Here is a 16,343-nt window from a genome sequence, read left to right as displayed (position 1 = left end):
ACCTTTTTGGCCACTAGCGTTGCATTAAATTTCGCAGACAAAAAAGAAGACATCTCCTATTGTTGAGTTACCCTCGCGTTATCCATAAAAACGCCTCAACAATAAGGAGATGACTATGGATAACGTACCTAATCAAACTGTCATTTGTCAATGTCTAAAGTTATTAAATGTGGACCCTTCTCGTAATACATCTTTGGATTATCGTGCCCGGAAATTGTTTGTCGGTTCTGCGACTCTTCTGTTTATTGAGGCTCAGTTGCACCAGCGCGGTTCCTATAAAGTGATAGCAGAGCATTTAGCCGCCAATCGCGATTTTCAGAAATTCCTTCAACTCGAAAGTATCAGTGCTGCCCAGTTATCACGAAAAATGAAGCAACTGCCTATGGCAAATCTTCAAACGCTCTTTTTCTCGATCATGGAACGAATCAAGCAGCAAACGAAGAACTTGAAGGGAATTACTCCGGGTATTGGTAAACTAAATCTCTTAGATTCGACGGGAGTTACTCTGCCACCTATTCTCGCAAAATGGTGCTACTGTTCAGAAACCAATCACGGCGCGAAGATGCACACCTCCTTGGTCGTGGTGGACTCCAAAACCATGTATCCGGGTAAAATCATCGCCTCCACCAAGGATATCGCGGACCATGAAGTGGCTCTTGAATTCACGGTCGACAAAGACGCGACTTATGTGATGGATCGTGGTTACCAAGTGTACGAGCATTTTCAACAATGGCTAGAGGACAAGATCAAATTTGTATGTCGCGTCAAGGAAAATAGCCGGCTAACGATCATCCGGGAAAGGGAACTGCCCAAAAGACAGAAGGGTTTCATCCGTGATGCCGATGTGAAGCTTCCGGGCTTGCCTGGGGTTTTTCGCCTAATTGAGTTTTATGATGACCAGAAGCGTACTTATCGCCTTGTAACGAACCGTTTTGACTTGTCTGCACACCAAATCGCTGAGATTTACCGAAATCGTTGGCACATCGAGTTGTTTTTTAAGTGGGTCAAACAGCATATTCGATTAGTTAAACCACATGGATATACGCCAGAAGTCATCTGGAACCAAATGTATATCGCTTTAATCGCCTATGCTTTATGCTTGCTCGTCAAGTTGACCCTGGACTGTAAAAAATCGATGTGGGATCTTCTTCAACTGATTCGTATCTATGCGGAAAAGCCGTGGGAAGATCTGATGAAAGCCCTCTACCGCAAGCCAACACGAACCTCGAAGGGGCGAACCAAGCGAAATGGCAGGCCACCAGAAAAAGCAAAGAAGTCAGTGGAGCCGAGACTGATCATACGCTAATGACAAATGAACAGGAATAGTAATTTTCAAAAAAAGGATAATGCGTAGGCCTATTTCCCCCTTAGCTTTTTTTGTTTAACCAAGAAAAACATAATGTAAAAATATTGATTCAAAGTAAATTTAGGGGAATTATTCATAATCAAATTACTTAATGCAACGCTAGTGCTTTTTGGCCGCTATTTTTCCCGAAAACGCAAATCGGGGCGAAATAACGGCCCAAAAGGCCGCTAATATATCAGGCGATAAGGAAGATTGCGGATAAACAGCACCATGTTAGTTTTAATGCAACGTCAGTGCTTTTTGACCGCTATTATGCCCGTGGAGCCGAATCGGGTCTAAATAACGGCCCAAAAGGCCGTTATGGCAGCGAGCGGCTGGAAAAATTCCGGTCACCGTCGGATTGAGCTCCGCTACGCTGAGGCGGGAAGTCGTAAATAGGCGGCACAAGTAAGCATTGAAGCACGGATTCCCTCCTTATGTCTTCTTCTATATCCCTCTCGGAATAAGTTCTAGCAATCCGTTAAAACTCATATCTATAAGTATATCGGGGATTCAATAGTACCAACCAAAAAGCTAGGTTGCAGCAAAGGCAAGCTTCGATGGAAGCGGTGCGGTTGGGCCCGCAGCGAGGCTGCAGCAGGAATCCGGAGGGGATGAGAACGAGATGAAGGAGCAAGGGAACCCGAGCCAACCTCGAGAACAATGGATCTATGAAAAAAATAAAATTAAGGTGAAGCTGGATGAACCGAGCGCCTTGAAGAAGGAGGCGGAGCAGGAAAGGGGGGAGGCCCGTGAAGGAACACACGGGCCGACAAGCACAGGCCCCGCAGCGGGGAAACCTCCGCTGCGGGTGCGCCTTGCGCCCGGCGCGCCGCTGCGCCCTTCCTTCCGCAGGAGCGGAAGGAAGGGCGGGACGCTCGCCGCCGGGCTTGCGGCGCTGGTGGCGCTGGCCGCGCTCGCGGTGCTGCTGCCGGCGCTGCTGGCCGGCCGCACGGGCCCGCCGCCGGCGCCGCACCCGCCTGCGGCCGCGCAGCCGCCGCAGGCCCGGACGCCCGCGGCCGCAGGCGGCGCGGGCGCGGAGCGGCTTGCCCCGGCGGAGGGCACGCCCGCCGAGGATCGGACCTTGGTGCGCGTCTACCTCACGCGCGACCAGTCCGTGGAAACCCTGCCGCTCGAACAGTACGTGACCGGCGTGCTGGCGGCCGAGATGCCGTCGGACTTTGAGCTGGAAGCGCTCAAAGCGCAGGCGGTCGCGGCCCGCACCTTTATCGTCCGCCGGCTGGCCGCCCGGGATACAAGCGGCATTCCCGGCGGCAAGGCGGACGTCAAGGACACGGTGGACCATCAGGCGTACCTGTCCCGGAAGACGCTGGAGAATTGGAAGCGGGACGGGAAAACGGAGCAGTTGTCCAAGCTGGAACGGGCGGTTCAGGAAACCCGCGGAATCGTAATGACGTATCAGGGACGACCGATCACGGCCGCTTTTTTTTCGGCGAGCGGGGGTTACACGGAAAATTCGGAGGAGTACTGGTCGCTTAAAGTGCCTTACCTGCGCAGTGTCGCCAGTCCCTGGGAGGCCGGGGTAAACCCCAAACATGAAGTAACCGTTACGCTACCCGTCAGCGAGGTACTGGTCAAGTTGGGCCAAAGCGTTCCGGCTACCCCCGTCTCCGGGGGTTTAACGAAGAAAACGGCGTACCCCGAACGACTCTTTCGGATCCTTTCTTATACTTCGGGCCGGCGCGTTAAGGAAATACAGATAGGGAGCAAAACATATACCGGGAGAGAGGTGCGGGAGAAGCTGGGGCTGCGCTCAAGCCAGTTCAGGCTGGACGTGGACGGCAACAACGTGAAGATTACAACCTACGGGTATGGACATGGCGTCGGCATGAGCCAATGGGGGGCGAACGCGATGGCCCAACACGGATATACCGCGGCTGAGATTCTCAAACACTACTATACCGGAATTTCTTTCGAGGAGACCGTCGATCTGTTGAAATAGTTGGGAGTTCACGACTCTTGAAAATTTTTAAAAATTGATATAAAGCGAAGTATAAAAGCTCGGGCCGCGGTAACACTGGTTACTGAGGTGATGAGCAAATGAATGAACAGAACAACAAAAACAAACCCCATGAGGAATCTCCTAAAATTGCAATGGGAGAGCCGGTCGTACCGGTATCCGCATGGAAGAAACTATTGTCCAAGAGATGGGTTTACCCGGCGGTGTACATGGCAGCAGCGGCAATTATACTAACCTTAGTGTGGGTCTACCAAGATGCCAGCCAGAAGCCGATGGATTCCACACCTGCCAGCGTGACGGATTCCGTGGAGTCGCCGGACGGCCAGGACCTGCCGAGTGGGGATAAAACCGCGCAAGAGACGAAGGCCGGAAATGAGAAAGCGGCCGAAACGACAGCGGTCGCCGAAGATTTGGTTTGGCCGGTGGCGAAAGCGTCGGAAGTGGCCGTCGTCAGACCGTTTTACGACAATGAGGCGAGTGCCAAGGATCACGAAGCTGCGCTGGTTCAGTACAACGACACGTTTATCGCCAACACCGGAATCGATTTGGCTCGTGAGGACAAACAATCCTTTGAGGTTACCGCCGCGATGGGCGGAAAAGTGACCCGGGTGGAAGAGGTTCCGCTGCTCGGCTTCGTTGTCGAAATCACACACGCCAACAATCTCAAAACCGTGTATGAGAGCTTGGCCGACGTGAAAGTGAAGCTGAACGCCGAAGTAAAACAAGGCGATGTCATCGCCATGGCCGGCCGGAACGAGATGGAAAAAGATCTTGGCATCCATGTTCACTTTGCCGTTTATGAAAACGGGGAACTGGTTAACCCGGTCCAAGTGCTTCCGAAAAATCAATAATACGCTATTCAACCGCAAAACGGGAAGCCCTTCGGGCTTCCCGTTTTTTTGTGATGCCCACGGCCGTTTTCTCCCCGTGATCGGCGGCTCCGGACAAACCTCGGTTAAAATAATTGGCCGCGCCCGGGCTTGTCAGGCTTGGAAACAAAGAATATATAGGCACGCCCCTCATATAATGTACCAAACTATCTCGAGTAGGGAGGCGGGAGCGTGCACGATTACATCAAGGAACGGACGATAAAAATCGGTCGCTGCATTGTGGAAACTCGGCACACGGTTCGGACCATTGCCAAGGAATTCGGCGTATCGAAAAGCACGGTGCATAAAGACTTAACCGAGCGTTTGCCGGAGATCAATCCGGATTTGGCGGACCAGGTCAAGCACATTCTCGAATATCATAAGTCGATCAGACATCTTCGGGGAGGCGAGGCGACGAAAATCAAGTATAAGAAAAAAGGCCAATCGAAGCGGGAAGTGATTAGCTCGGCCCGTTAGAGGGTAAATAGATTATTTACCCGGCAAGCAAGGATTGTGATTGAACACCTCCCCCAAAGTATGGTATTTTTAAATATGGTATGAGAATGAGGATTTTTATCCAATAATCCCGAGTTTTGCAGTTTTTCGCGACGTATTTGTCGAATATCGGCTCCGTGATTCGGGGAAGCTTTTACCATATACTAAGTCATGAAAATACGTTTTGGGGGAGCATCGTGATGATGAGCAAGGATATTGGTATTGATTTGGGCACAGCCAATGTGCTGATTCATGTCAAGGGAAAGGGAGTCGTTCTCGACGAGCCGTCCGTGGTGGCGATCGATAGTGACGCAAAACGCGTGTTGGCTGTCGGTGAAGAAGCACGAAAGATGGTCGGCCGTACACCGGGAAATATCATCGCGATCCGTCCTTTGCGGGACGGCGTCATTGCCGATTTTGAAATTACGGAAACGATGCTCAAGCATTTCATTGACCGTGTTGGAGGCCGGAGCTGGTACAGCCATCCGCGCATTCTGATTTGTGCGCCGACGAACATTACGTCCGTCGAGCAGAAGTCGATTCGCGAAGCGGCGGAACACAGCGGGGCCAAAGAGGTTTTTATGGAAGAAGAACCGAAAGCCGCGGCGATTGGCGCGGGAATGGACATTTTCGAACCGAGCGGCAACATGGTTGTCGACATCGGCGGAGGGACGACGGATGTGGCGGTGCTTTCGATGGGAGACATCGTCACGGCTTCGTCCATCAAAATCGCCGGGGACAAGTTTGATGGCGCCATCATTAAATATATTAAAACGAAGTACAAGCTGTTGATCGGGGAGCGCACCGCGGAAGATATCAAAATCGCGATCGGAACCGTCCATCCTACCGGACGTGTGGCGGAAATGGATATCCGCGGAAGGGATATGGTATCCGGGCTTCCGCTTACGATTACCGTAACGTCCGCCGAAATTCAAGAAGCTTTGGCCGATCCGGTATCCTCGATCGTCACCGCTGCGAAATCGGTGCTGGAGCGCACTCCGCCGGAACTGTCGGCCGACATCATCGACCGCGGGGTCATTTTGACGGGCGGGGGCGCTCTGCTGAACGGGTTGGACGAGCTGCTGGCCGAGGAGCTTCACGTTCCGGTTTTGATTGCTGAAGATCCGATGCACTGTGTTGTTAAAGGAACCGGCATCATGCTGGATAATTTGGACCGGGTCGTTAAGAAAAAGTTCTAATCCGCCGATATAAAGATATAGGAATACAATCGCGAGTCGCGATTGACATAAATAGTATGAATCAATCCGGTCCGGAACATTCACCGGCAACTTAGTTTGGAGGTTTGTCCATGTTAAGAGGGCTTTACACCGCGGCATCCGGGATGATTACGGAGCAGCGGCGGCATGATACGGTGACGCAGAATATCGCAAATATCAACACCCCGGGTTACAAGCAAGTGAATTCGATAAACCGCTCTTTTCCGGATATGCTGGTCTCGCTGATGGGCGACAAGCAGTCCGGATACGCCAAGCGTATCGGTAAATTGACGACGGGCGTTTTTGCGGAGGAGAGCATGTCCTCTTTTGTGCAGGGGGACTTGCGCGAAACGGGCAAAGCCTCGAACTTCGCGCTGATGACCAGCCTCAGCCTGAACGACCCGGCGACGGGGCAGCCGATTCCTTTCGATGCTTCGGGGAAATACGTCAGTGAAGACGGCGAAGTCATCTATCGTCCTGAAGCCTTCTTTGCGGTCATGGACAATAATGATGAAGTTCGCTACACCCGGGACGGGAATTTTACCGTAACCGCCAACGGTGAACTGCGGACCTCGACAGGTCAGCGCGTGCTTAACAACCAGGGCAACCCGATCGTGCTCGCTCAAGGTCAGTCATTGGAATATATGCAGTCCGATGCGCAGGGGAACCTGTTCACTTATGACGATACAGGGACTAGAGTCGATGTCGCAACGCTCGGAGTTTCTGTAGTCAATCGGCCGCAGGAACTGGTGCGCGACGGCAACGGTGTATTCCGTGCCAAGGATCCGGAAGCCGCGGACATTCAGCCGCTTCCGCAGCAAGGGCTGGAAGGTGTGCAAGTTCGGCAAGGATACCTGGAGGGCTCCAATATCGATACGGCTCAGGCGATGGTGGATCTGCTTGCGGCGCAGCGCGCTTACGAATCGAACCAAAAAGTTATTCAATTTTACGATAAAAGCTTGGAGAAGGCCGTTAATGAAATCGGACGCGTCTAAATCTGGCTTTAACCAAGGAGGTGCCTCATGAACAACTCCATGATCAGCGCGATGGTTTCAATGAACGGAATCCAGAAGCGTCTGGACGTGATTTCGAACAATATCGCCAACCTGGACAACACCGGTTACAAACGTCAGGAAGCATCTTTTGAAGATACGCTGACCCGGGTGAAGCAACAGATTTCCAAGATGGACTTACCCGGGAGAGCCACGCCTCTTGGATTTGATATGGGCTTCGGATCTCGAGTGACCTCGATCACCAGCAATTTTGCCCAAGGGTCGATCAAAGAGACCGACAATCCGACGGATTTCGCCATTGAAGGTAACGCTTTGTTTGCGGTACTGACGCCTGAAGGCAAGGCCTATACCCGCGGGGGAGATTTCAGCATCCAGCCGGACCCGAATGATCCGGAGTCCAGTTATCTGGTAACCAAGCAGGGCCACTATGTATTAAATGCGGGCGGGGACCGCATCGCGGTGCCTTCCGGTGCCAAACTGCAGGTGGATCCTCGGGGCAACATCAGCGCGGTGACCGAGGCGGGAGCGACCGCGCTCGGGCGCTTTCAATTAAAGACGCCGCTTCGGCCGGATGCCCTAGAATCGGTCGACGGCAACTTATACGCCTTAGCTGCGGGTGCCATTGAGGACAATGTGCTTGAAGACACGACGAACCAGGCATCGCTTCGCCAGGGTGCATTGGAAAGCTCCAACGTAAATATGGCAGATGAAATGGCCGAGATGATGCAAGTGCAGCGCGCTTATCAGCTCGCCGCCCGGGCACTGACTTCCAGCGAAACGATGATGGGCTTGGCGAATAACTTGCGCGGGTAGGTGGAGCATCATGACCCAGGAGAATACCCCGTCAGCGGTAAAACGCAGCGGGTGGATCACCGTCTTGCGGATCTTTCTGATTCTTTTGTTTTTGATCGTCGCTCTGATCGGAGGCGCCGCGGTCGGTTATGTCGTATTGGGAAAGCAAGACATTTCGGGGATTTTGCAGTGGAATACATGGAGGCATGTATTCGACCTGGTCTTCGCACCCTGATTGGCCTTCCCATGAACAAGGGTATTAATGAATTTCGGCTTTTTATAATAGAAGAAACTGAATGCATGGATTGGATGAAACTCCCGGGGGCGGGAGTTTTCTTTTTTGGGTCATAAAATGTATAATGATGGAGGAATGTGCGAGGCTCGAACATCAAAAGGGCTTGATCCGCACGCGGGTAAACCGTCTGCGGATAAGCCCCTTATCTTAACCTCCGCTTCTGCAGATGCGGAGGATACTATCAGTGTAGCCGCGCATCGTGTCTTTTATACGGAAAATGAGCGAGGCCAACCGGCCGGAAACGAAAACAAACCAACGAAGGATATGGAAAGGGGTAGGTATTACATAATGCTCGATACTAATCAAATTCAGGAAATCATCCCTCATCGACCGCCGTTTCTTTTGGTGGACCGGATTATTGAGATGGAGGAAGGCAAAAGAGCGGTAGGGATCAAGAACGTGACGGTCAATGAACCGTTCTTTGCCGGGCATTTTCCCGGTTTTCCCGTGATGCCCGGCGTACTGATTACGGAGGCCCTGGCCCAGGTGGGGGCGGCGGCGATCTTGAACGTGGAGAGCAATAAGGGGAAAATCGGTTTTTTGGCCGGTCTGGATGGTTTCCGCTTCCGCGGACAGGTTTATCCGGGCGACACGCTCCGGCTCGAAGTGGAGATTACCCGAATGAAGGGCTCCATCGGCAAGGGGCATGCGGTCGCCAAGGTCGATGATAAAATTGTCGCAGAGGGCGAAATTATGTTTGCGTTATCCTAAATGGGATTTGGAGTCCATGATTTGAGATACCAGTAAGGAGGCCTTTTTGAAACCATGACTGAGTTGAGTGTGACGATTAAAGAGAAATTGGATAGCTGGCTAAACGATCCATCCATTGATGAGACGACCAAACAAGAGCTCCGTTCCTTGGAGAGCAACCCCGCGGAGTTGGAAGACCGCTTCTACCGCGATCTGGAATTCGGAACCGGCGGTTTGCGCGGTGTGATCGGAGCCGGAAGCAACCGGATGAACCGCTACACCGTGGCCCGGGCTACTCAAGGCTTCGCTCAATATATCCTGGAGGAGCATGCCGGCAAAGAAGGGCGGCCTTCCGTGGTCATTGCCCATGATTGCCGCCACTTCTCACCCGAATTCGCGTTGGAGGCCGCGCTGGTTTTGGCCGGCAACGGCATTGTCGCCAAGCTGTTCCCATCGCTTCGGCCGACGCCGCAGCTGTCTTTTTCCGTGCGCAGTTTGAAAGCTACGGGCGGGATCGTCATTACGGCGAGCCATAACCCTCCGGAATATAACGGCTATAAGGTCTATAACGCTTCCGGCGGACAATTGGTCCCTCATGAGGCCGAGCGGGTGATCGGAAACATTCAAGCCTTGAGTTCGTTGAAAGAAGTCAAGCGTTTGAGCCGCGAGGAAGCGGAAGCCAAAGAGCTTCTGATCTGGCTTGGGGAAGCGGAAGACGAAGCTTTTGTGGAGACGGTGGCGAATACGAGCGTAAACCGGGAATTGATGGCGGCGGGTGCGGCCAAGGATCTCGTCGTCGTGTTCACCCCATTGCACGGCACGGGGAATATGCCGGTACGCCGCGCGCTGGAGAAAATCGGCTTCACGCAGGTGCACGTCGTTAACGAGCAAGAGCAGCCGGATGGTGACTTTTCGACCGTGAAATCCCCGAATCCGGAGGAGCGCGAAGCGTTTACGATGGCCATCGAGCTGGGCAAAAAAATCGGCGCGGACATCCTGATCGGTACGGATCCCGACGCGGACCGGATGGGCGCGGTGGTCCGGACGAAGGACGGCGAATATGAAATTCTGACCGGCAACCAGTCGGGCTCGCTGCTCGTTCATTACGTGCTCAGCCAGATGAAGGAGAGAGGCGCGTTACCGTCGAACGGGGCGGTCGTTAAAACGATTGTTACCAGTGAATTCGGAGCGGAGATCGCGCGTCATTACGGGGCCTCCGTCTTCAATACGCTTACCGGTTTCAAATATATCGGGGAAAAAATGAACGAATTCGATCAAACCGGTCAGCATACGTATTTGTTCGGTTATGAGGAAAGCTATGGTTATCTGGCCGGCAATTATGCCCGCGATAAGGACGCGATTGTTGCCTCTACCTTGATTTGCGAGGCTGCGGCCTATTACAAGCGGCAGGGCAAGACGCTGATCGACGTTCTGGAGGAATTGTACCGGCAATTCGGCTACTACCGTGAATCCCTCGCTTCCCGCACATTGAAAGGCAAAGACGGGTTAGCCAAAATCACGGCATTGATGGAGGACTTCCGCGCCAACCCGCCGCAAGATGTAGCGGGAATCCGGGTTGCGGAAATGCGGGATTACCTGAAGGGAATCGAGGGACTCCCGAAAGAGAACGTCCTGAAGTTCCTGCTGGAGGACGGTTCGTGGTTCTGCCTCCGTCCGTCGGGAACGGAGCCGAAAATCAAATTCTACTTTGCCGTCCGCGGCACGTCGAATGAAGATGCCAAGGCCCGCCTTTCACATTTGGAGGAGCATGTGCTCGCCCGCGTAGACGCTTAAAAGGCGGAAGCAGATACAGATTTAACGGCGAACCGGTGCCGCCCCGCAAAATTTGCTTGTTCAGCGGGGCGGCCGTGCCGTGATTTTTTTACTTTTGAGGAGGTACCCTTGTGATTCGAAGTTGGCAGCGGTGGAATGACGCTTCCCGCAAATGGTTATGGATCTTGGTCATTGTCGGCATCGTGGCGTCTTTGCCCGTAATTATGCAGCGTGTGCAAACGGAGTCGTCGGCGAATAAAGTGGAAATCGTATTTAATTACAGAGGGTTGTTGGATATTGCCTCGTATCAGGCCAATCCGGCAGCTTACCTGGATGAACAGCTGGACAAGCTGAAAGAGGCCGGCGTCAATACGATGGCGATGTTCGAAAGCACGCTCGACGAATTGTCGAAGACGCGCCGGATCATGGTGTTTGGCGCGGCGGAGGCGGCAAGGCTGACGCGGACGGTCGTTTCTCCGGACAGCAATTATACGTATGTCGTTTTCACCAGCCCAGAGAACGAGGAAATTCTTCGGCCGATGATCCTTGAAACTTTCGAGAAGCAGGGTGTTTCCGTGGCTCCATGGAAATATGAGGATCATGAGGGGCTTGTTCTTCACATGGGTGTGGAAGAAGCGGTATTGAAACAATTGCCGCTCGATCCGTTCGCCTATGAGATGCTGCGGGAGAAAGGTTTCAATATTCTGCCTCGGCTTTCCGACAATGTTCCTTACGATCAGGAATTGGTGGACCAGCAATTGGCGTTCTATGCCGAGACCGGGGTCAAGCGGATTCTGTTCGACGGGGAAGCGGTTAAAGGATTTCAGGAAAACGCCGAGAAGAACAGCCTTAAATCTTTTGCGGAGCTGCTCAAGAAGCACGGGATTGGCCTTGCGGCCATCGAAAACTTGAAAGCCCCGCAAAAAGGGTTGAATCAGTTGGCCTATTTGACGGACTACAACGTTGTCCGCCTGCATTCCCTGGCGGATACGGAGGCTAGCCAGGACAAGGCCGTGCTGGCCGATCGGTTCGCCCTGGCTACCAAAGACCGGAATATCCGGATGATTTATTTGAACGCATCGCCGTCCAAGGACGCCACCAAAGCGGCCATAACCAATCCGATCAATAACTTGGTGGACTCGCTTAAGGGGCCGGAGGGGGCCATTGCACGCATGCAGCAAAACGGCTTCGAGATAGGGCAGGCGGAGGCTTTCAAAATTCATGACGCCTCCTGGCAAAAATATTTGAAAGCCATCGTCGTTTTGGGCGGAGTGGCCTTTATCGCTCTGTTGATTTCTTACTTTATCGCACCGCTGACGCTTTTGACGTTCGTGCTCGGGCTCATCGGCTCGGCGGGGCTTTACGTATTGCAGCCTTCTTTGCTGGAAAAAGTGCTCGCTTTGTTCGTGGCCATCAGCGCGCCAACGATCGCGACCATTCTTGCGATTCGAAAGGTGAAGGACATCCGGGAAGCCCATCCGAGCCTCACGGCCGGACGCCGGTTGACCCACGCGGTTGTTCTTTACGTCAAAACGGCGGTTATTTCGCTGGCGGCGGTCCCGTTCGTGATTGCACTGCTGAACAATATCACATATAGTCTGGTGCTTGACCAATTCCGCGGCGTAAGTTTGCTGCATCTGGCTCCGATTTTGTTGGTGGCCGTGTATGTTTTCCTTTACCAGGGAAGCTCGGTTTGGCAGGAACTTCGCAATTGGATGCGTATGCCGATTACGTTGGTGTGGGTGGTTGCGGCGGGTGTGCTTGCCGTCGTTGCGTACTATTATATGTCGCGTACCGGAAACGCCGGAACGCTGCTGCCGGGAGAAGCGCAGTTCCGCTCCTTCCTGGAAAACACGTTTGGCGTTCGTCCGCGCAACAAGGAGTTCTTGCTCGCGCATCCGCTATTCCTTGCCGGGGTCTTCGCCGCCTTCCGTTACCGTTGGGCGATTTACGCGATGATTGTCGCGGTTATGGGACAGTTATCCATGGTGGATACGTTCGCGCATATTCATACTCCGGCGGTTCTGTCGTTGATCCGCGGGCTGCTCGGACTTGGACTCGGACTTCTTGTCGGTCTGATTGCCATTCTGATCTGGCATATTATCGAAAGGTGCTGGGATAAATGGTCGCCGCGTCTTCTCAAACCATAGTCCTTTCCGGTTATTACGGATACCGCAACAGCGGGGACGAGGCCGTGCTTCAGTCGATTCTGTCCGCGCTGGAGGAAGAGAGCCTTACCGCGGGAATATCCGTTACGCCGGTGGTGTTGTCGATCGATCCCGAATGGACGTCCCGGACTTACGGGGTCCGGGCTGTTCACCGGATGAAACTGGCAGAGGTAAGGAACGCTATTAAGAACAGCGACGGGCTGATCAGCGGCGGAGGGAGCCTGCTGCAGGACGCGACCGGGCTTGGCTCGATCCCTTATTATCTGGGAATACTCAAGATCGCCCAGTGGCTGGGCAAACCGACCTTCGTTTATGCCCAGGGCATCGGTCCGGTGCGCCGCAAGCTGTTCCGGCCGGCGATCGCTTCGGTATTCCGCCGCTGTGAATATATTTCGGTCCGGGATATCGAATCGGCCGAGCTGCTTCGCAGCATGGGAATCCGGAAGGAGGCCGTCCAGGTCGTTCCGGACCCGGTCATGGGCATGGCCCTGCCGGAGGCGGGGGCCGCGCGCGCTATCATCGGCGGTGCGGCTGCCGACGCCGAGTCGCCGAACGGCGGCGAGTCCGGCGGGGAGGAGCTGCCGGTGGTCGGGGTGTCGGTCCGCTTCTGGAACTCCGAGCGGACCGAGTTGGCGAAGCTGGCCGAAGGCCTCGCCTCGCTTTGCCGCCGCAAGCCGGTGCATATCCGGTTCCTGCCGTTTCATGTCCCCGGCGATGACGAAGCTTCGCGCTTCGTCATGGAGCGCCTGGGAAATGTGGCGGAACACGGGAGCACCGTCAGTATTGCGGCGGAGACGGAGCATCCGTACGAGATGCTCCGCGAGGTGAGCCGCTGCCGCCTGCTGATCGGAATGAGGCTGCACAGCCTCATTTATGCGGCTTCGCAGGAAGTGCCGCTGCTCGGCGTTTCGTACGATCCGAAGATCGACCACTTCCTGGGCCGTCTCGGCAGTGTGCCGGTCGGCACCACGGAGGAGCTCGATCCCCGGATCGTCGCCTCGCAAGCCGAGCGCCTGCTGTTGGAAGGCGATGTCTGGCGCACGGCGCACGCTCCGAAAATTTCGGAGCTGAAGCGCGAGGCCCGCACCCCAGCGCGGCGCATCGTAGAATTTTTAGGAAGCAAAGGGTGAGCTAGTGTGGAGACGCAACAAAAACAGGATCAGGCTATTCCCACGGTATCCGTCTTTGGCGTATCCGTGTGCAAATGGGGCATGCAGGATACGGTCCGTTACCTGATTGAAGCGGTCCGTTCGCGCAAGCCGCATCAGGTGATTACGGCCAACCCGATCATGCTGATGGCGGCGATGGAAGATCCCGCATACAAAAAAATCATGCAGGAGGCCGAACTGGTCGTACCGGACGGAACCGGGCTCGTTTGGGCCGCCCAGAAGGGCGGCGAGCCGGTAACGGAGCGGGTTGCGGGGTTTGACCTGCTGCATGAATTGATGCGGGAAGGACAGAGCCGTCATTGGAAAGTCTACCTGCTCGGTTCAACCCCGGAAGTGATTCAGGAAGCGGCCCGGCGGTTAACATTGCAATATCCGGGCACGGAAATTGTCGGATATCGCGACGGGTATTTCAAGCCGGATCAAGATCTTGAGGTCGTCGCAGCGATTAAGGCGGCCTCGCCCGATCTGCTGTTTGTCGCCCGCGGGGCCGATACCCAGGAGCCCTGGATCGGAAAATACAAACAAACCTTGGGTGTACCGGTTATGATGGGGGTCGGTGGAAGCCTGGATATTATTTCAGGCAAGACGAAGCGGGCCCCGGTCGCGTTCCAGAAAATGCGGCTGGAGTGGCTGTACCGCCTGCTGTCGGAGCCGACCCGCTTCCGGAGAATGCTTGCGCTGCCGAAATTCGTGGTTCGCGTGCTGCGTGCGGGAGAAAACCTGACGAAAATGGGCTAAATGACTGAATTTCACCCAAAACAGCGTATAATTGCGCAAAAACGGGGTTTGTGTTTCTCCCGAAACGGAGTATAATTCATTCCGGCAGAACAAATGGGGGTTGAAATACACATGTGGATGATTTATACCATCGGGTTTATCGTCTCGCTGGTGCTGGCATTGGGACTGACGCCGCTCGTCAAGAAGTTTGCGATTAAGGTAGGCGCCGTGGATGTGCCGAATGCCCGCAAAGTGCACACAACAATTATGCCGAGACTCGGTGGATTAGCGATTTTCTTATCTTTTGTGCTTACGTTCTTCCTGGTTCTTCCGTTTCTTCCGGATAGTATTTCGGTACGCGAAGTGAACTTTATCAAGGCGTTCCTCGTGGGCGGGACGATGACGATTTTGCTTGGGGCGTTCGACGACCGGTTTGATTTGCCGGCCAAGCTGAAGTTTCTCGTTCAAATCGCCACGGCTTGCGTCGTTGTTTTCGGTTTTGACATTCGAATTGAATTTGCCAATATTCCATTTCATACGTATGCTTCGGTGGAAAGCTGGATTGCGATCCCGTTCACGATCCTGTGGATTGTCGGCGTGACCAACGCGATCAATCTGATCGACGGTTTGGACGGATTGGCCGCAGGGGTATCCGCGATCGCGATCGGGACGATTACGGTAATGGCCTTTTTGATGGGCAATTTCGTTGTGGCCTTGCTGTGCCTTCTGTTACTCGGCAGCATTATCGGTTTCCTGTATTTCAACTTTCACCCGGCTAAAATATTCATGGGCGATTCCGGGGCGCTTTTCCTCGGCTTCAGTTTGGCGCTCTTGTCGCTGCTTGGCTTCAAGCAGGTCGCGATTGTGTCCTTCCTGACACCGCTGATTCTGATCGGTGTGCCGTTGTCGGACACGCTGTTCGCCATCGTGCGCCGCTGGATGCAGAAGAAGCCGATCTTCTCGCCGGACAAAGGGCATTTGCACCATTGTTTGCGCGAAATCGGATTCAGCCACCGCCAGACGGTGCTGATCATTTACGGGATCGCGGCGTTTTTCGGCGTGTTAGCGGTGATTCAATCGTCGGCGGCGATGTATAACGCCAACTGGGTTACTTTCGTCGTCATTTGCGTGATGGTGTTCTTCCTGCAAATCGGCGCCGAGGTGATCGGTCTGATCGGCAAGACCAAGCGGCCGCTGCTGAACTTTTTTGCCCGACTCCGGATGAAGGCCGGCGCCGAGCGCGGTTCGAAGTAGTTGCCTTGCCGTTTGTGGAAATTGCTATAATATGCATTATACGTTTGGCTAGGGACAAGCCCCGTCAGCTCGGTTGAGCGGCGGGGTTTTAGCTTTCGCGGATGCTTCTCGGGAAAGTATCGAACGGACTAGCGGCTATGCCCGTGAAAAGGGTATAATACATGGGACGAGTTTATTTTTTGAAGGGAGTAATTCGGATGAGCGAGCAACTACTCCATCAGATTTTGCAGAAGCTGGATCAGATTGAAACAAACGTGCAGACGATGAATTCAGACATGCAGACAATGAAGAAGGATGTCGTGTCATTAAAAGAAACCCAGGAGCTTATGCAGACGCAGCTTGGTGAAACCAACGCCATCGTCAGAGCAATTCGCGACAGACAGGATGAGACCGACGCGAAGCTTGACGCGCTCAGCATGGACGTTCACAAGCTCCATGGAGGACTGTCGTCCCTTAAAGAAGGACAGGAGCGTCACGAGAAGATTTTAGAGAAGCTATCGATCCGTTCGCTTGAGCATGAGGCGGATATCCGGGAGATTAAGCTCGCGAAGTAACTCCTCATAGG

15 protein-coding genes are annotated in these 16,343 nt (G+C 53.9%); all 15 read left to right on the top strand.

Annotation, left to right across the window (positions count from 1 at the left end; all coding sequences use genetic code 11):
- Positions 1-115: 115 nt before the first annotated feature.
- The 15 genes from FRY98_RS14255 (at position 116) to FRY98_RS14185 (ending at position 16,332) form a co-directional block, all read left to right on the top strand.
- Complete coding sequence (locus FRY98_RS14255; protein ID WP_170287093.1) at positions 116-1,306, top strand: IS4 family transposase; 1,191 nt, start codon at positions 116-118, stop codon at positions 1,304-1,306.
- A 664-nt stretch (positions 1,307-1,970) separates the two neighbouring features.
- Positions 1,971-3,308 carry a stage II sporulation protein D gene (spoIID, locus tag FRY98_RS14250; RefSeq protein ID WP_148452973.1) on the top strand — a complete coding sequence of 446 codons (1,338 nt, stop codon included), beginning with the start codon at positions 1,971-1,973 and terminating at the stop codon, positions 3,306-3,308.
- Positions 3,309-3,406: 98 nt separating this feature from the next.
- Complete coding sequence (locus tag FRY98_RS14245) at positions 3,407-4,177, top strand: M23 family metallopeptidase (protein ID WP_148452972.1); 771 nt, start codon at positions 3,407-3,409, stop codon at positions 4,175-4,177.
- Between the two features lie 210 nt (positions 4,178-4,387).
- Entirely contained in the window at positions 4,388-4,672 is a 285-nt protein-coding gene (spoIIID, locus tag FRY98_RS14240) for a sporulation transcriptional regulator SpoIIID (RefSeq protein WP_114497259.1), read from the top strand.
- Positions 4,673-4,890: 218 nt separating this feature from the next.
- Complete coding sequence (mreB, locus tag FRY98_RS14235; protein WP_148454466.1) at positions 4,891-5,889, top strand: rod shape-determining protein; 999 nt, start codon at positions 4,891-4,893, stop codon at positions 5,887-5,889.
- Between the two features lie 110 nt (positions 5,890-5,999).
- Positions 6,000-6,902: a flagellar hook-basal body protein gene (locus FRY98_RS14230; protein WP_148452971.1), complete on the top strand. Its 903-nt coding sequence runs from the start codon at positions 6,000-6,002 to the stop codon at positions 6,900-6,902.
- 27 nt (positions 6,903-6,929) lie between these two features.
- A complete protein-coding gene (locus tag FRY98_RS14225; protein ID WP_148452970.1) occupies positions 6,930-7,733 on the top strand; it encodes a flagellar hook-basal body protein in 804 nt (267 codons plus the stop codon).
- A 10-nt stretch (positions 7,734-7,743) separates the two neighbouring features.
- Positions 7,744-7,947: a DNA-directed RNA polymerase subunit beta gene (locus tag FRY98_RS14220; protein WP_148452969.1), complete on the top strand. Its 204-nt coding sequence runs from the start codon at positions 7,744-7,746 to the stop codon at positions 7,945-7,947.
- Positions 7,948-8,295: 348 nt separating this feature from the next.
- A complete protein-coding gene (fabZ, locus tag FRY98_RS14215; RefSeq protein WP_148452968.1) occupies positions 8,296-8,718 on the top strand; it encodes a 3-hydroxyacyl-ACP dehydratase FabZ in 423 nt (140 codons plus the stop codon).
- 54 nt (positions 8,719-8,772) lie between these two features.
- Positions 8,773-10,491, top strand: coding sequence for a phospho-sugar mutase (locus tag FRY98_RS14210; RefSeq protein WP_148452967.1), 1,719 nt, complete (start codon positions 8,773-8,775; stop codon positions 10,489-10,491).
- Between the two features lie 203 nt (positions 10,492-10,694).
- Complete coding sequence (locus FRY98_RS14205) at positions 10,695-12,620, top strand: DUF5693 family protein (protein WP_420819704.1); 1,926 nt, start codon at positions 10,695-10,697, stop codon at positions 12,618-12,620.
- Positions 12,593-13,768 (top strand): polysaccharide pyruvyl transferase CsaB, encoded by a 1,176-nt coding sequence (gene csaB / locus FRY98_RS14200; RefSeq protein ID WP_148452965.1) that lies wholly within the window; start codon positions 12,593-12,595, stop codon positions 13,766-13,768. The genes FRY98_RS14205 and csaB overlap by 28 nt, the downstream gene beginning before the upstream one ends.
- 6 nt (positions 13,769-13,774) lie before the next feature.
- The gene (locus FRY98_RS14195) at positions 13,775-14,545 is read left to right on the top strand and encodes a WecB/TagA/CpsF family glycosyltransferase (RefSeq protein WP_249043418.1); all 771 of its coding nucleotides are present in this window, start codon (positions 13,775-13,777) and stop codon (positions 14,543-14,545) included.
- Between the two features lie 111 nt (positions 14,546-14,656).
- Positions 14,657-15,778, top strand: coding sequence for a glycosyltransferase family 4 protein (locus FRY98_RS14190; RefSeq protein ID WP_148452963.1), 1,122 nt, complete (start codon positions 14,657-14,659; stop codon positions 15,776-15,778).
- A gap of 197 nt (positions 15,779-15,975) precedes the next feature.
- Positions 15,976-16,332, top strand: coding sequence for a hypothetical protein (locus tag FRY98_RS14185; protein ID WP_249043417.1), 357 nt, complete (start codon positions 15,976-15,978; stop codon positions 16,330-16,332).
- The last annotated feature ends 11 nt before the right edge of the window (positions 16,333-16,343 follow it).

This window comes from Paenibacillus faecis, from assembly GCF_008084145.1.
Taxonomy (GTDB): domain Bacteria; phylum Bacillota; class Bacilli; order Paenibacillales; family Paenibacillaceae; genus Fontibacillus; species Fontibacillus faecis.
The sequence above is the reverse complement of the archived record's forward strand: the minus strand, read 5'-3'. Positions and strand labels throughout refer to the sequence as shown.

What these genes read in the sequence shown, in the direction of transcription:
- FRY98_RS14255 (WP_170287093.1), top strand. Translation starts at nt 116, where the DNA reads ATGGATAACGTACCTAATCAAACTGTCATTTGTCAATGTCTAAAGTTA.
- spoIID (WP_148452973.1), top strand. Translation starts at nt 1,971, where the DNA reads ATGAAGGAGCAAGGGAACCCGAGCCAACCTCGAGAACAATGGATCTAT.
- FRY98_RS14245 (WP_148452972.1), top strand. Translation starts at nt 3,407, where the DNA reads ATGAATGAACAGAACAACAAAAACAAACCCCATGAGGAATCTCCTAAA.
- mreB (WP_148454466.1), top strand. Translation starts at nt 4,891, where the DNA reads ATGATGAGCAAGGATATTGGTATTGATTTGGGCACAGCCAATGTGCTG.
- FRY98_RS14230 (WP_148452971.1), top strand. Translation starts at nt 6,000, where the DNA reads ATGTTAAGAGGGCTTTACACCGCGGCATCCGGGATGATTACGGAGCAG.
- FRY98_RS14225 (WP_148452970.1), top strand. Translation starts at nt 6,930, where the DNA reads ATGAACAACTCCATGATCAGCGCGATGGTTTCAATGAACGGAATCCAG.
- FRY98_RS14220 (WP_148452969.1), top strand. Translation starts at nt 7,744, where the DNA reads ATGACCCAGGAGAATACCCCGTCAGCGGTAAAACGCAGCGGGTGGATC.
- fabZ (WP_148452968.1), top strand. Translation starts at nt 8,296, where the DNA reads ATGCTCGATACTAATCAAATTCAGGAAATCATCCCTCATCGACCGCCG.
- FRY98_RS14210 (WP_148452967.1), top strand. Translation starts at nt 8,773, where the DNA reads ATGACTGAGTTGAGTGTGACGATTAAAGAGAAATTGGATAGCTGGCTA.
- FRY98_RS14205 (WP_420819704.1), top strand. Translation starts at nt 10,695, where the DNA reads ATGCAGCGTGTGCAAACGGAGTCGTCGGCGAATAAAGTGGAAATCGTA.
- csaB (WP_148452965.1), top strand. Translation starts at nt 12,593, where the DNA reads ATGGTCGCCGCGTCTTCTCAAACCATAGTCCTTTCCGGTTATTACGGA.
- FRY98_RS14190 (WP_148452963.1), top strand. Translation starts at nt 14,657, where the DNA reads ATGTGGATGATTTATACCATCGGGTTTATCGTCTCGCTGGTGCTGGCA.
- FRY98_RS14185 (WP_249043417.1), top strand. Translation starts at nt 15,976, where the DNA reads ATGAGCGAGCAACTACTCCATCAGATTTTGCAGAAGCTGGATCAGATT.